The 15,676-nt window shown below is 63.7% G+C and carries 13 protein-coding genes; 4 read left to right on the top strand and 9 right to left on the bottom strand.

The features are described from left to right. Nucleotides 1-64: 64 nt before the first annotated feature. Nucleotides 65-1,114, bottom strand: coding sequence for a hydroxyacid dehydrogenase (locus YUA_RS0113435; RefSeq protein WP_027531166.1), 1,050 nt, complete (start codon nucleotides 1,112-1,114; stop codon nucleotides 65-67). Between the two features lie 257 nt (nucleotides 1,115-1,371). Here YUA_RS0113435 and YUA_RS0113430 point away from each other — a divergent pair, with 257 nt between their 5' ends. After that, complete coding sequence (locus tag YUA_RS0113430; protein ID WP_027531165.1) at nucleotides 1,372-1,938, top strand: thiamine pyrophosphate-binding protein; 567 nt, start codon at nucleotides 1,372-1,374, stop codon at nucleotides 1,936-1,938. Nucleotides 1,939-1,946: 8 nt separating this feature from the next. After that, entirely contained in the window at nucleotides 1,947-2,543 is a 597-nt protein-coding gene (locus YUA_RS0113425; RefSeq protein ID WP_027531164.1) for a thiamine pyrophosphate-dependent enzyme, read from the top strand. 75 nt (nucleotides 2,544-2,618) lie between these two features. On the opposite strand, the gene YUA_RS0113420 is transcribed toward YUA_RS0113425, so the two are convergent. From YUA_RS0113420 to YUA_RS0113385, 8 genes are all read right to left on the bottom strand, one after another. Then, nucleotides 2,619-3,002 (bottom strand): DUF1236 domain-containing protein, encoded by a 384-nt coding sequence (locus tag YUA_RS0113420; RefSeq protein ID WP_027531163.1) that lies wholly within the window; start codon nucleotides 3,000-3,002, stop codon nucleotides 2,619-2,621. 114 nt (nucleotides 3,003-3,116) lie between these two features. Then, nucleotides 3,117-4,004, bottom strand: a complete 888-nt coding sequence (locus YUA_RS0113415; protein WP_027531162.1) for a 2-hydroxy-3-oxopropionate reductase — start codon at nucleotides 4,002-4,004, stop codon at nucleotides 3,117-3,119. Nucleotides 4,005-4,214: 210 nt separating this feature from the next. Beyond that, on the bottom strand, nucleotides 4,215-5,000 hold the full coding sequence (gene hyi / locus YUA_RS0113410; RefSeq protein ID WP_027531161.1) for a hydroxypyruvate isomerase: 786 nt from the start codon (nucleotides 4,998-5,000) through the stop codon (nucleotides 4,215-4,217). A gap of 11 nt (nucleotides 5,001-5,011) precedes the next feature. Then, entirely contained in the window at nucleotides 5,012-6,802 is a 1,791-nt protein-coding gene (gcl, locus tag YUA_RS0113405; RefSeq protein ID WP_027531160.1) for a glyoxylate carboligase, read from the bottom strand. A 152-nt stretch (nucleotides 6,803-6,954) separates the two neighbouring features. Continuing rightward, nucleotides 6,955-8,757, bottom strand: a complete 1,803-nt coding sequence (locus YUA_RS0113400) for an adenine deaminase (protein WP_027531159.1) — start codon at nucleotides 8,755-8,757, stop codon at nucleotides 6,955-6,957. An 85-nt stretch (nucleotides 8,758-8,842) separates the two neighbouring features. After that, nucleotides 8,843-9,643 (bottom strand): NYN domain-containing protein, encoded by an 801-nt coding sequence (locus YUA_RS0113395; protein ID WP_027531158.1) that lies wholly within the window; start codon nucleotides 9,641-9,643, stop codon nucleotides 8,843-8,845. A 104-nt stretch (nucleotides 9,644-9,747) separates the two neighbouring features. Beyond that, nucleotides 9,748-10,587, bottom strand: coding sequence for an IclR family transcriptional regulator (locus YUA_RS0113390; protein WP_027531157.1), 840 nt, complete (start codon nucleotides 10,585-10,587; stop codon nucleotides 9,748-9,750). Between the two features lie 68 nt (nucleotides 10,588-10,655). Next, complete coding sequence (locus tag YUA_RS0113385) at nucleotides 10,656-12,785, bottom strand: acetate--CoA ligase family protein (RefSeq protein WP_027531156.1); 2,130 nt, start codon at nucleotides 12,783-12,785, stop codon at nucleotides 10,656-10,658. Nucleotides 12,786-13,130: 345 nt separating this feature from the next. Here YUA_RS0113385 and YUA_RS0113380 point away from each other — a divergent pair, with 345 nt between their 5' ends. Together YUA_RS0113380 and oxc are read left to right on the top strand one after the other, a co-directional pair. Beyond that, complete coding sequence (locus YUA_RS0113380) at nucleotides 13,131-13,823, top strand: GntR family transcriptional regulator (protein WP_198029421.1); 693 nt, start codon at nucleotides 13,131-13,133, stop codon at nucleotides 13,821-13,823. Between the two features lie 66 nt (nucleotides 13,824-13,889). Beyond that, nucleotides 13,890-15,623 (top strand): oxalyl-CoA decarboxylase, encoded by a 1,734-nt coding sequence (oxc, locus tag YUA_RS0113375; protein WP_027531154.1) that lies wholly within the window; start codon nucleotides 13,890-13,892, stop codon nucleotides 15,621-15,623. The last annotated feature ends 53 nt before the right edge of the window (nucleotides 15,624-15,676 follow it).

Raw genomic sequence — 15,676 nt, 5'->3', positions numbered from 1 at the left:
AGATGCCCCGCTTTGCATTTTGATCGTGGTAACCAATGATTGGAGCGCAATAGCCCTTCGCGCCCTATCCCGGCGTGACGCCAAAGGCCTGCTTGAAGCGCTCGGCATAAACAGGCCAGACCTCGGGATTGATGGTGCGCGGCGGACGCTTGCCGTCGAGCGTCTCCAGCACCTGCTCGGCGGCGATACGGCCCATATTCTGGCGTGCCTCGTTCGTGACGCCTGCCGTGTGCGGGCTCGCGAGCACGTTGTCGAACTGGAGCAGCGGGTGCTCCGGCGGCGGAGGCTCCTTGGACCAGACGTCGAGGCCGGCACCCGCAATGCGCTTGTCGCGCAGCGCCCCAAGCAGCGCGTCCTCGTCGTGAATGAACCCGCGCGCGGTGGTGATGAAATAAGCGTGTGGCTGCATCAGGCCGAACTCGCGCACGCTGATCATGCTGCGGCTGCCCTTGTTGAGCGGACAGGAGATCGAAACGAAATCGGCGCGGCGCAGCAGCTCGTCGAGCTCGACCTTCTCGCCGCCCCGCGCGGCCATCACCTCGGCCGTGAGGTAAGGATCGTAGGCCAGCACCTTCATGCCGAGCAGGCCCTTGCAGAGTGCTGCGATGCGGCGGCCGACATTACCGAGACCAATGATGCCGACGGTCTTGTGCTCGACCTCGTTGCCGACGAGCTCGTTGCGGTTGACATTGGATTCACGGCGCAAGCGACGGTCGGACTGGATGATGCGCTTGGACAAGGTCAGCATCATCGCCAGCGCGTGCTCGGCGACCGAATGCGCGTTGCCGCCCGACTGGTTCACGACCAGCACGCCCGCATCCGTGCAGGCCTCGACGTCGACGGGGTCGAAACCGGCGCCGTTGCTGGAGACCAGCAGCAGGTTCGGCGTGCGCTTCAGGAAGGAAGCGTCGACATGGAAATGCGGCGCCAGCTCGTCGCGGGCGGCGCCGATCTGGTAGACATGGGCCGCGCTCAGGATCGGGGCGTAGAGGTCCTCGGGGCTCTCGTTCTCGATGCGGTCGAGCCGCACGTCGGGCCGCGCCTTCAGGATGTCGACGTAGATCGGATTGGCCAGGTATTTGACGTAGAAGACACGCTTGCTGTTGACCGACATCCAGGACCCTTCCGGTTCTCTCGTGGAGACCCGCAAGGCCTGCGCGATGCGCGCCCCGTCCATGCGTCCCTCCCGCTTTCTCATTATCCCACTTATGGCATGGCGGTGCCGGTCACGGCAGGCCGTCTGGCGCAGATCACGGTGCCGGCCCGGACATGTTGACAATCCTGCCCGCTCCGTCAAGTTTCGGCAGACCGCCGCGACGATCAAGACAATGGTCAAATCCAAGAAACCTGCGCGGCTGAAGGGAGAACGCGATGGCGACTGCGGAACAGCAGACCTCGTCCCAGCCGGGACCAGGGTCCGGCGACAGAAGCTGGCACAGCATCGTCCTGCAGACCCTGAAGCGGAACGAGATCAGCATCATTCCCTACGTGCCCGACCGCGTGCTGACGCCGTTGATCAAGAATTTGCACGCCGATCCCTTCTTCACGACCTTTGCGACCGCCCGCGAGGAAGAGGCCGTCGGCATCGTCTCGGGCGCCTGGATGGGTGGACGACGCGGCGCGGTCCTGATGCAGACCTCGGGCTTTGCGACGCTCGCCAACACGCTCGCCTCGCTCGCGGTGCCCTACCAGATTCCGCTGATCATGTTCGTGTCCGAGCGCGGCACGCTCGGCGAATTCAATTACGGCCAGTCGCTGGTCTGCCGCACCATGCGCCCGGTGCTGGATTCGCTCGCGCTGGAGCACCACACCATCACCCGGCTCGACGAGCTCGAATTCATCGCCGACCGCTCGATCAAGCAGGCCGTCACGACGCAGGCGCCGGTGGCGCTGATCCTCAACCCGCTGCTCACGGGCGGCAAGGTCTTTGACAAGTGAGCCCGGCCATGAACGCGCCCAACACCAAAGTGATGAACCGTTTCGATGTGACGAAGCGCCTGATCGCGAAGTTGAAGCACGAAGAAGCGGTAGTCGGCGGCATCGGCAACACCAATTTTGATCTCTGGGCCGCCGGCCACCGGCCGCAGAATTTCTACATGCTGGGCAGCATGGGTCTCGCCTTCCCGATCGCGCTTGGCGTCGCGCTGGCCCAACCCGACCGCCGCGTCTTCGCGCTCGAAGGCGACGGCTCGCTGCTGATGCAGCTCGGCGCGCTCTCGACCATCGCGGCGCTGAAGCCAAAGAACCTGATCATGATCGTGATGGACAACGGCATCTACCAGATCACCGGCGCGCAGCCGACGCCGGCCGCGGGTGTTGCCGATCTCGTCGCCATCGCCTTGGGCTCGGGTCTCGGCAAGAGTGCCTGGGCGGCGGACGAGGAGGATTTCGAGCGGCTGATCGACGAGGCCATGTCGGCCGACGAGCCCAGCCTGATCGCGCTGCGCATCGACGATAAGCCCGGCGTCGGCACCACCCGCAGGGATCCCGTGCAGATTCGCGAGCGCTTCATGCATGGCCTCGGCGTGCGCGAGCCGCTCTGATCGCCAGTCCTTGACGACAGAGCCCCGCGGAGTGCCACCCCGCGGAGCCCGATGTTCCAGTCGCTTATGCGCCGATCAGTCGATGATCTTGACAACGCGGCGCGTGCGCGGCTCGACGATCACGCGGCGATCGTTCACGACCGCATAGCGATACTCGGTGTAGTTCGGCACCGGACGCAGCACCACGGTCGGGGGCAGCGGCTCGCCGACGACGACGCGCTCGTGGACCACGACCGAGTCATCGCGTGGGATTCCGCCGAGGATCGCATTCGGAATTTCCAGGCCCGCGCCGACGGCCGCACCCACGGTGCCGCCGACCATCGCCCCGACCGGACCGCCGACGTCGCCGCCCGCGCGCGCGCCGTTCCTGGCGCCCTCTTCGGTCGTCGACTGAGCAAAGGCTGCACTCGACGCCAGCAGCGCCGCGGCAGCCAACGAAATCGCAAGACGGGTCTTCATGTCCACACTCTCCAGTGTTTGTTGATGCGACTTCAACCGCGGGGCTGGAACATTGTTCCAGTTCCGCTGCGACGAAAGTCGCATCACATCCGGAGAGCGTTACCGCGTAACAGTTCAGGTCGCGGCGATTTCGTGCCCCGCCATCAGTTCCAGCGCCCGCACCATCGCCGAATGATCCCAGCCCTTGCCGCCATGCGCGGTGCAGGACGAGAACAATTGCTGCGCCACCGCCGTGCTGGGCAGGAACAAGCCGAGCGCGCGGGCACCTTCGAGCGCGAGATTGAGATCCTTCTGGTGCAGCTCGATACGGAAGCCGGGATCGAAATTGCGCTTCACCATGCGCTCGCCATGCACTTCGAGAATCCGCGACGAGGCAAAGCCACCCATCAGCGCCTTGCGCACCAGCGCGGGGTCGGCGCCGGCCTTGGACGCGAACAGCAGCGCCTCGCTCACCGCCTCGATCGTCAGCGCGACGATGATCTGGTTCGCGACCTTCGTCGTCTGACCATCGCCATTGGCGCCGACATGCGTGACGTTCTTGCCCATCTTGTCGAAGATCGGCTTCATGGTGTTGAAGGCCCGCTCCGGCCCGCCCACCATAATGGTGAGGCTCGCCGCCTTGGCGCCGACCTCTCCGCCCGACACCGGCGCATCGAGATAGTCCGCGCCGAGCGCCTCGATCTTCTTCGCGAACTCCTTGGTCGCAAGCGGCGAGATCGAGCTCATGTCAACCACGATCTTGCCCTTGGAGATGCCGCCCGCGACGCCATCCTTGCCGAACAGCACGGCTTCGACATGCGGCGTATCCGGCACCATGATGATGACGGCGTCGGCCTCCTCCGCCACTTCCTTCGCAGACTTGCATGCGACGCCGCCCGCCGCTACCAGCTCCGACGCGACCGGCGCGACGTCATGCAGGAGAACGCGATGGCCTGCGGCCAGAAGATGGCCGGCCATCGGCCGTCCCATGGTGCCAAGTCCGATAAAGCCGATGTCGATCATGTCTTGATTTCTCTCAGTTGCGTTGGCGAAATCCAACCACGTGCTCGGTGCACCTCTCCCGCTTGCGGGAGAGGTCGGCACGCAGTGCCGGGTGAGGGTTCTATCCGTCCAGGGATCTTCACCGCATCTCCCGAACCCCACCGCGGAGATACCCTCACCCCAGCCCTCTCCCGCAAGCGGGAGAGGGAGCGCACTGCCGCTGTGACGTCCTCAGGTCTCGAAAGTCTGCGCGGCGTGCCAGGAGAGGCCTTCCAGCGTCGTGGTTCGCGGCTTGTATTCGCAGCCGACCCAGCCGCGATAACCGATCGCGTCAAGATGGCGGAACAGGAAGGGATAGTTGATCTCGCCAGTGCCGGGCTCGTTGCGGCCGGGATTGTCGGCGAGCTGGATGTGCGCGATCTGCGGCAGATATTCCTGCATGGTGCGGGCGAGATCGCCCTCCATGATCTGCATGTGATAGATGTCGTACTGGATGAACAGATTGTTCGACCGCACTTCGGAAATCAGCTGCACCGCCTGCTCGGTGCCGTTGAGGAAGAAGCCGGGAATATCGAGCGTGTTGATCGGTTCGACCAGCAGCTTGATGTTCTCCCGCGCCAGCGTCGAGGCGGCAAAACGCAGATTGCCAACCAACGTCTCCTGCAGTTCGCGTGGATCGGCATCGACAGGCGCAATGCCAACGAGGCAATTAAGCTGGTCGCAATCGAGCGCCTTGGCGTAGTCGATGGCGCGGAACACGCCGTCGCGGAATTCGGCGGTGCGATCGGGCATGATCGCGATGCCGCGCTCGCCGCCGGCCCAGTTGCCGGCGGGCAGATTGTGCAGCACCTGGGTCAACCCGTGGGCCTCAAGCTGCTCGCGCAGAAGCGCCTTGTCGAAATCATAGGGAAAGAGATATTCAACCCCGGAAAAGCCCGCCGCCTTCGCCGCGGCAAAGCGGTCGACAAACGGCATCTCGTTGAAGAGCATGGTGAGGTTGGCGGCGAATTTCGGCATGATGCTGTCCCCTATTCAGCCGGTTGCAACACGCCGGGTCGCTTCTTCCCGACCTCGTCGAGCGGCAGGTCCAGCACCTCCTCGAACTCGACGATGTTGTCGATCTCCGTACCCATCGCGATATTGGTGACGCGTTCGAGAATGAACTCGACAACCACGGGCACGCGGTGCTTCTTCATCAACTCGCGCGCGGTCGCGAATGCGGCTTGCGTATCCTTGGGATCGGTGACGCGGATCGCCTTGCAGCCGAGGCCTTCGGCGACCGCGACGTGGTCGACGCCGTAACCATTGAGCTCCGGCGCGTTGACGTTCTCGAATGAGAGCTGGACGTGATAATCCATATCGAAGCCGCGCTGCGCCTGGCGGATCAAGCCTAGATAAGAGTTGTTCACGACGACGTGGATGTAGGGCAGATTGAACTGCGCCCCGACCGCGAGCTCCTCGATCAGGAACTGGAAGTCGTAATCGCCTGAGAGCGCGACGATGTCACGATCCGGGCACGCCGCGCGCACGCCAAGCGCGGCCGGCAGTGTCCAGCCGAGCGGCCCCGCCTGGCCGGCATTGATCCAGTTGCGCGGCTTGTAGACGCCCAAAAACTGCGCGCCTGCGATCTGGGAGAGGCCGATTACGGTGACATAGGTGGTGTCGCGGCCGAACGCCTTGTTCATTTCCTCATAGACTCGCTGCGGCTTGATTGGGACGTTGTCGAAATGGCTTTTGCGCAGCATGGTCTTCTTGCGGTCGCGGCAGGCCGCGGGCCACGCCTGGCGCTCGCGGAGCCTGCCGGAACGCCGCCACTCCCTGGCGACGGTGACGAAGAGCTCGAGCGCTGCCTTCGCGTCCGAGACGATGCCGAGATCGGGATTGAACACGCGACCGATCTGGGTCGGCTCGATATCGACATGCACGAAGGTGCGGCCCTTGGTGTAGGTCTCGACCGAGCCGGTGTGACGGTTGGCCCAGCGATTGCCGATGCCAAGCACGAAATCGGACTCCAGCATGGTGGCATTGCCGTAGCGGTGGCTGGTCTGCAAGCCCACCATGCCGGCCATCAACACGTGATCGTCGGGGATCGCGCCCCATCCCATCAGCGTCGGGACCACAGGCACGTTGGCGATCTCGGCGAATTCGACCAGCAGATCCGACGCATCGGCATTGATGATGCCGCCACCCGCCACGATCAGCGGACGTTCGGCCGCATTGAGCATCTCCAGCGCCTTCTCGATCTGTTTTCGCGTGGCGGTCGGCCTGTAGACCGGCAGCGGCTCATAGGTCTCGTCGTCGAACTCGATCTCGGCGAGCTGTACGTCGAGCGGCATGTCGATCAGCACCGGCCCCGGCCGGCCCGAGCGCATCACATGAAAGGCCTGGCTGAACACGCGCGGCACCAGCGCCGGCTCGCGCACCGTCACCGCCCATTTGGTCACGGGCTTTGCGATCGACTCGATATCGACCGCCTGGAAGTCTTCCTTGTAGAGCCGTGCGCGCGGCGCCTGTCCGGTGATGCAGAGGATCGGAATGGAATCGGCGATCGCCGAATAGAGCCCAGTGATCATATCGGTGCCGGCCGGCCCCGAGGTGCCGATGCAGACGCCGATATTGCCGGCCTTGGCCCTGGTATAGCCCTCGGCCATGTGGGAAGCACCCTCGACATGGCGTGCCAGGATATGGCGGATCGATCCGCGCTTCTTCAGCGCCGAGTAAAGCGGATTGATCGCCGCCCCGGGAACGCCGAAGGCGGTGGAGATGCCTTCCTTCTCCAGGATGCGCACGGCCGCATCGATAGCTCGCATCTTCGCCATATCGGACCTCGCTTGGTTTAAGTCAGCGAGCGAGATCATCGGGTGCGCAGGATGCGATCTCAACGAGATCGATTTTATTTTCCACGATGCGGCAGCCGTGGAGAAATTACGGTAGTCTCAATCAGTTAGATCGAGAAATACGTGAAAGCAGATCACTCGAACAGCGGCGCCAGCTCCATCTGCGGCACCAGCACCAGACCCTTGTCGGTGATGCGGATTTCGGGAATGACCGATAGCGGAATCAGATTGAAGCCCATGTAGGGGATGGTGCATCCGGCCTCGGCCCATTCCTGCTTCAGCACCTTGACCTCTTCGGCCACCTCCGTGACGCGCTTGTCGGAGAGCAGGCCCGCGATTGGCAGCGGGACCAGCGCCCTCACCTTGCCGTCGGCGACGACGCAGACACCACCCTGCTGCGCCTTGATCGCCGCGATCGCCACCTGCATGTCGCCCTCGTTAGTTCCGGCAACGATGATGTTGTGGCTGTCATGTCCGACGCTGGAGGCGACCGCGCCACGCTTCAGACCAAAATCCTTCAGCAGGCCATAGGCGACGTTGCCTGCCGACTTGCCGTGGCGCTCGACCACCGTGACGAAGCACAAGCCATAGCGGGCGAACAGCGACGGCCAGTCCCTGGCCGGCTCGATCGCGACTTTCTCATGGATCAGCGTAATGCCCGGCAGCGCGGTCTTGATGGCGTTGACGGTGCAGGCCTTCGCTGGCAATTCCGGCGTCAGCTTCAGTTTCTCCGGCAGCTTCACGGTGACATAGGCCGCCTTCGGGTATTGATAGCGCTGCGACAGCGCTTGATCGAGCCGTGGCGTGATCTTGCGGTTCTCCACCACCAGCTCGCCACCATACCAGGTCGATTGCGGCTTGAGATTGTCGTCCATCAAAACGAGATCAGCGCGGCGGCTGCCGCCGAGGCCACCGATATCGCCTTCCATGTTGAACCGCGTGGCACCGTGCAACGAACCCATCGACCAGGCCTGCTCCGGCGACATCCCGGCTTTCACCGCTTCGCGCACCACCCAGTCGAGGCCGAACAGAAGCAAATCATCGGCGTCGCGATCGTCGGTGCACACAGCGGTCCGCTTGTGCGAGGCGCCAAGCTCGGTGATGGTGCGGATCGCCTGCGGCAGCGAGTGCCAGGGCGTGGTCGGCGGTCCGCCGCGCAAGAACACCCAGACGCCGGCGTCGAGCAGATCGTCGGCGATGTCGCGGTCGATCGCTTCATGCGTGTCGGTAACGCCGCTCGCCGCATAGGCGGCGACGAATTCGCGGCCATAGACATGGCCGGAGACCGGCCGTCCGCGCTTCAGGGCCGCCGCCAGGATCGCATGACTGCGCTCGTCGCCCATCGTCACAGGCACAAAGTCCATCTTCTCGCCGAGCCCGACGGCTTCGGGCCAGCGGTCGAACAGGCCGGCGATCTTGTCGGGCGTGAGATCGCCGCCCGCCGTCTCCAATTCAGCCGATGTTGCCGGCACGGTCGAGGGCACCGTCAAGAAGATCGAGAGCGGCGCTTCGCGTGCGTCCTCCAGCATCGCCTCGACGCCGGCGACGTCCATGACGTTGCCGATCTCGTGACTGTCGCAGAAGATCGTGGTGGTGCCATTGAGGAGTGCGGCCTCGGCATAGGCGCAGGCCGTCACCATCGAGGATTCGATATGGATGTGCGGATCGACCAACCCCGGCGCGATGATCCCGCCGGCGGCATCGTAAACCGGAACGTCGCTCCACGCCTTCTTCGCCGTGCCGGCCGGTTTCACGGCGGCGATACGGCCGCCGGTGATCCAGACCTCCCGCTCGGGATGAATGCGTTCCGAATAGGTCGAGAGCACCCGCGCCCCCGTAACGACGAGGTCAGGCGCGATGCGCGCCGAGGCGACATCGGCGAGGCGGCGCGTCATCGCATGCAGCGGCGCGACTGCAAAACGGGTGAGTTTGGTCATCAGGACCCTCGCGTGGCGTTACGGTCCAACGATGGTTACGCCCTGCGCCGAGCCGGGCAAGCTCAAATATCAAGGCACACCCTGCTTACGCCTTAGGCGTCGAACCGCCTGCGGCCCCCGACCGAGCAGGTCTGCGCCGGTTCCGCGTTTTCGGCGGCGGTGCGGCAGCGGGCTTGACCCGAATCCGCATCGAGCGGCCCTTTGACTCGTCGATCTCGAACGAATTCGTCTTCCGCACGAGGTCGCTCAGCTTGCGGAAGCCAAAGGTCCTCGGGTCGAAATCGGAAGCCAAATTGGCAAGCTGCCGGCCGACTTCTCCGAGCGTCACCCAGCCGTCTTCGCTCTCCATCTGGGTGATGACCTTCTTGATGATAGGAGTCGCGGCATCGGGCGGCTGAAGCGATGTCGATCGTAATGCGGCGTCCTGGGTGTTCGCCGGGACGGCAAGCAGGTTCTCCGTGTAAACGAACCGTCGGCAGGCCTGCCTGAAGCTCTCCGGCGTCTTGTGTTCGCCGAACCCAAAGACATCGACGCCCTGCTCCCGGATGCGGGCGGCGAGGCGGGTAAAATCGCTGTCGGACGAGACCAAGCAAAAACCATCGAACCGGCCGCTGTGCAGCAGATCCATTGCGTCGATGACCAGCGTGATGTCGGACGCATTCTTTCCCGTCGTATAGGCAAACTGCTGCTGCGGGATGATGGCGTGTTTCGACAGGATATCGGCCCAGCCCCTGGACCGCGCATTGGAGAAATCGCCGTAGATGCGGCGAACACTGGCTTCGCCAATCTTGGCAATCTCCTCGAACAGACCATCGGCGATCTTCGCGGAGGTATTGTCGGCATCGATCAGAACAGCGAGACGGGGCGAACGGAACTCAGACGGCATGACATTCCCCAAAAGGACGCGACAACGGTGGATGGATATACCGATGTCGGGGCTCTTGCCGCCATACCTGATTTATTGAAGGCGGGCCAAGGAGCGCATCCGGCTCAATCAACCTTGATCGCCGGCGTCACGCCCCCGAGCGCGGCCGTGAGTTCCGCAGCGACATCGCGCACCACGCGGCCGATCTCCGGCAACCGCCTGTCGGTGATGCGGCTGGTCAGCCCCGAGACGGAGATCGCCGCCAGCGGCTCGGCAAGCGCGTTGTAGACCACGGCTGCGACGCAGCGCAGGCCCGTCTCGGCCTCCTCGTCGTCCACCGCAAAACCCTGCTTTCGGATCGTCGCGAGCTCCTTGAAGAGGTCGCTTGGCCGCACGATGGATTTTTCCGTCAGCCTGGGCATGCCGTGATGGCGAATGACGGCGCCGACATCCTCGTCGGAATAGGTCGCAAGCACGGCCTTGCCGACGCCTGAGGTCACCATCGCGACGCGGCCGCCGACCTTGGTCAGCGAGCGCATGATCTCGCGGCTCTCCATGCGGGTCAGCACGATGATGAATTCGTCGTCGACAACCGCAAGATTGGCGGTCTCGCGGGTCAGATCGCGCAGCTTGCGCAAATAAGGAATGGCTTGTGCGGTAAAATTGCGCCGCCGCGCAAAGCTGGCGCCCACAGTAAAGCTGCGCACGCCGACATGCCATTTGGATTCGGCGCGGTCGAACTGCACGAAGCGGCGGCTTTCCAGCGTCGCCAGCAGGCGGTGCACGGTCGAGGCTGACAGGCCGGTACGGACGGCGAGATCGCTCAGCCGATAGCCTTCGTCGTCCTCGGCCAGCGTCTCGAGGATCGACAGCGCGCGGTCGACCGACTGCACGCCGCCGTCACGATCGGCCTCCGATGCCGATCGTGTTTCGAGCGATTTGCGCCTGATCACGTTCTTGCCCATCGCGACCTGACCGGTCTCCACCTCTCCCCGAGAACGGCCGAGAACTGGGAGAGGTGGAAGTCTTCGTCTCAGAGCAGGCCCGCGCCGCGGGCCCACTTGTATTTGGCGCCGAGCACCTCGACCGGCAGCTCGGTCGAGTAGGCATAGGCCGGGATGCCGTTCTGGTAGAGATATTCGGCGGCTTCCTCGACCTCGACGTCGCCAGCGAGCGAGGCAACGATCGGCTTCACAAAACCCTTGGCCTCCATCTCCTTCTTCACCTCGACCATGTTGCGGGCGAACACCATCGGCGGCGTGACGATGGTGTGCCAGTAGCCGAGGATCAGCGAGTGGATGCGCTCATCCGTCAGACCGAGCTTCACCGTGTTGACGTAGGTGATCGGCGGCTCGCCACCGGTGATATCCACAGGATTTCCGGCCGCGCCAAACGGCGGGATGAACTTGCGGAAGGCCGCGTCGAGATCCGGCGGCATCGACATCAGCGACAGGCCGTTGTCGACGCAGGAGTCCGACAGCAGCACGCCCGAGCCACCCGCACCGGTGATGATCAGCACGTTCTCGCCCTTCGGCGTCGGCAGCACCGGCACGCCACGGGCGAATTCGAGCAGCTGCCGCAGCGAGCGAGCCCGGATCACGCCGGATTGCGCCAGGACGTCCTCGTAGATCTTGTCGTTGCCGGCGAGCGCGCCGGTATGCGACGAGGCCGCTTTCGCGCCCGCCGAAGTGCGACCGGCCTTGAGCACGATGACGGGCTTCTTCTTGGAGACGCGCTTGGCGGCTTCCGCGAAGGCGCGGCCATCCTTGAGGTCTTCGCAGTGCTGCGCGATCAGGTTCGTGTTCGGATCCTGTTCGAAGAAGGCGAGCAGATCGTCCTCGTCGATGTCGGACTTGTTGCCGAGGCCGACGATCGCCGACACGCCCATTTTCGCCGAGCGCGAGAAGCCGATGATGGCCATGCCGATGCCGCCCGATTGCGACGACAGCGCCGCGTGGCCCTTGACGTCGTAGGCGGTGCAGAAGGTCGCGCAGAGATTGGCGGGCGTATAGTAGAAGCCGTAGATGTTCGGCCCCATCAGGCGAATGTCGTACTTCTTGCCGACCTCGACGATCTCGGCCTGCAGTTCCGGCGCGCCGGCTTCGGCGAAGCCCGACGGGATCAACACCGCACCCGGGATCCTCTTCTCGCCGCATTCGGTCAGCGCCGCGGCCACGAACTTCGCGGGGATCGCGAACACCGCCGTATCGATCACGCCCGGCACGTCCTTGACGCTCTTGTACGCCTTGTAGCCGAGGATCTCGGAAGCCTTCGGGTGGATCGGATAAATCTCGCCCTTGTAGCCGCCGTTGATGAGGTTCTTCATCACGGAGTTGCCGATCTTGCCGTCCTCGGCAGAGGCGCCGACCACGGCGACCGCCTTCGGCTGCATGATGCGGCTCATGGCCGCGACGATCTCTTCGGTCGGACGCGGCTTCGGCTTGGGCACATAGGCGAAGTCGACGACGATGCGCACGTCGGCCGCAATCGCGTCCTTGGCGGTGGCGAACACAGGGTTGAGGTCGAGCTCGACAATCTCAGGGAAATCCGTGACGAGCTGCGAGACCTTGACGATGATTTCGGCGAGCGCCGTGCGGTTCACCGGCTCGCCGCCGCGAACGCCCTTCAGAATCTCATGCGCCTGGATGCCGTCGAGCATCGAGAGCGCGTCTTCCTTGGTCGCGGGCGCGAGGCGGAAGGTAATGTCCTTCAGCACTTCGACCAGCACGCCGCCGAGGCCGAAAGCGACCAGCTTGCCAAACGAGCCGTCGGTGATCGAGCCGACGATGACTTCGGTGCCGCCGGCCAGCATCTGCTGCACCTGGATGCCCTCGATCTTGGCATCGGCCTTGTACTTCTTGGCGTTGCCGAGAATAGTCTCGTAGGCCTTCTCGGCATCCTGCGCCGTTTTGACGCCGACGATGACGCCGCCGGCCTCGGTCTTGTGGAGAATATCCGGCGAGACGATCTTCATCACCACCGGGAAGCCCATCGCGGACGCCATCTTGCCGGCCTCGCCAGCCGACTTCGCTACGCCCTCCTTCGGCACCGGAATGCCGTAGGCGTCGCAGACCACCTTGCCTTCCGGCGCGGTCAGGCTGGTGCGGTTGTCGGCCTTGACCTGGTCAAGGACCTTGCGGACGACGTCTTTGGAATTGGACATATGGCTTCTCCCTTGACCTTCAGTTCTTGCTTTGCAAAGCGCGCGTCATGCGGCTGCCCGTGATACTTGCCATCGCCGCGCTCTGTTCCGTGCTGCGGAACGGAGCGGCGAAATGCCTTGATGACTCCGCCAGCTTGGATCAAAAATGGCTAGCGATGGCATTTGGTATGCCAGAAGCCAACTTGTCAAGTCAGAGCACCACTTAGAACGCCGCAAAAAATAGCCAGCTTGACATTCTGGCATGTGGTATGCCAAAAACTTTCCAGCAATATTCCTGTAAAAGACGACTCCCACTGGAGGAGAATCGTCGTGTCACTGCGGAAACCAACCAAGGCGTTGCCGAACATGGCCGAGGCAGACATCGCAATCGTTCGTATTGCCCCGGAGAGCAGCTTCAAGAACAAGGCGTATGACGCCTTGAAGGAAGCCATCCTCAAGATGGACATCTACTCGACGCCCGAGCCGGTGATGCTGGACGAGCGCGCATTGTCCGAGCGTCTGGGTGTCAGCCGCACGCCGATCCGCGAAGCCATCGCAATGCTCGAGCAGGACGGTTTCGTGAAGACCGTGCCGCGCCGCGGCATCATGGTGGTGCGCCGGACCAAGAGCGAGATCGTCGACATGATCCGCGCCTGGGCGGCGCTGGAGAGCATGGCGGCGCGCCTCATCACCACCACCGCACGCAAGAAGGACATCTCGGCGCTGCGCGACTATTTCAAGGACTTTGGCAAGGACCGCCTGCCCGAGGATCACGTCGAGGAATATTCGCGCGCCAACATCGCCTTCCACCAGGCGCTGATCTCGTTGTCGGAATCGCCGGTGCTGGTCGATCTCACCAACGATCTTCTGTTGCACGTGCGCGGCTATCGCCAGCTGACGATCGGACGCAAGGACCGCACCGCGACGTCACTGCCCGAGCATCTCGGCATGATCGAAGCGCTCGAGGCACGCGACACCGAGCTCGCCGAGAAGCGCGCTCGCGACCACACCCTTGGCCTTGCCGCTTATGTCGAAGCGCACGGTCAGGAACTCTTTTAACCAGCAACATTCACCAGAAGGGCGAAAAATTCGCCCCGTCATCTTGAGACCAGGGAGACAAGGCCCATGCTGAACACCGCGACCAAGTCCGAAGCACCGGGCACCGAGCAGGAACTGACGGATGGCTTTCATCTCGTCATCGACGCTCTCAAGCTGAACGGCATCAACACCATCTATAATGTGCCGGGCATCCCGATCACGGATTTGGGCCGCATGGCCCAGGCCGCCGGCATTCGCATGATCTCGTTCCGCCACGAGCAGAACGCCGGTTATGCGGCAGGCATTGCCGGTTACCTCACCAAGAAGCCCGGCATCTGCCTCACCGTCTCCGCGCCAGGCTTCCTCAACGGTCTCACCGCACTCGCGCACGCCACCACCAACTGCTACCCGATGATCCTGATCTCGGGCTCGTCCGAGCGCGAGATCGTCGACCTCCAGCAGGGTGACTACGAAGAGATGGACCAGCTCGCGATCGCAAAGCCGCTGTGCAAGGCGGCCTATCGCGTGCTGCACGCCCAGGACATCGGCATTGGTCTCGCCCGCGCCATCCGCGCCGCGGTCTCGGGTCGTCCGGGCGGCGTCTATCTGGACCTGCCGGCAAAGCTGTTCGGCCAGGTGATGAACGCCGACGCGGGCCAGAAGTCGCTGGTCAAAGTGATCGACGCGGCGCCTGCTCAGATCCCCTCGCCCGCTTCGATCAAGCGCGCACTCGACGTGCTGAAGAGCGCCAAGCGTCCGCTGATCATCCTCGGCAAGGGCGCGGCCTACGCGCAGGCCGACGAGGAGATCAAGACCTTCGTCGAGAAGAGCGGCGTTCCCTTCCTGCCGATGAGCATGGCCAAGGGTCTCCTCTCCGACACGCATCCGCAGTGCGCAGGTGCTGCCCGTTCCACCGTGCTGAAAGAATCCGACGTCGTGCTGCTGATCGGCGCGCGGCTGAACTGGCTGCTCTCGCACGGCAAGGGCAAGAACTGGGGCGAAGCGCCCAAGAAGTTCATCCAGGTCGACATCGAGCCGCGTGAGATGGACTCCAACGTCGAGATCGTTGCGCCCGTCGTCGGTGACATCGGCTCGGTCGTCGCCGCCTTCAACCAGGCAATCGCTTCGGGCTGGACCGCCCCGCCCGCCGAATGGACCAAGGCCATCGTGACCAAGCGCGACGAGAACGTCGCCAAGATGGCGCCGAAGCTGATGAACAACAAGTCGCCGATGGATTATCACGGCGCGCTCGGCGTGCTGAAGAACGTCATCAAGGATCATCCCGAGGCGATCCTCGTCAACGAGGGCGCCAACACGCTCGACCTCGCCCGCGGCGTCATCGACATGTACCGCCCACGCAAGCGTCTCGACGTCGGCACCTGGGGCGTGATGGGCATCGGCATGGGCCAGGCGATCGCGGCCGCGCTCGAGACCGGCCACCCGGTGCTCGCAGTTGAAGGCGACTCGGCCTTCGGTTTCTCCGGCATGGAGGTCGAGACCATCTGCCGCTACAACCTTCCGATCTGCGTCGTCATCTTCAACAATGACGGCATCTATCGCGGCACCGACGTCAACAGCGTCAACGCCGATCCGGCGACGACCGTGTTCGTCAAGGGCGCCCGCTACGACAAGATGATGGAAGCCTTCGGCGGCGTCGGCGTGAATGCGACCTCGCCCGACGAACTCAAGCGCGCCGTCAACGAGGCAATGGCCTCGGGCAAGCCGACGCTCATCAACGCGGTGATCGATCCGGCCGCCGGCTCGGAGAGCGGCCGCATCGGCAACCTCAATCCGCAGAGTGTTCTGCAGAAGAAAAAGTAAGTCCACCCCTCAACCCTTTATTCCCTGTGGTTAGCAGGGGCAGACATAGAGTA

Source organism: Bradyrhizobium sp. WSM3983 (assembly GCF_000473045.1).
GTDB lineage: Bacteria > Pseudomonadota > Alphaproteobacteria > Rhizobiales > Xanthobacteraceae > Bradyrhizobium.
This window is presented reverse-complemented; position numbering and strand designations above follow the sequence as displayed.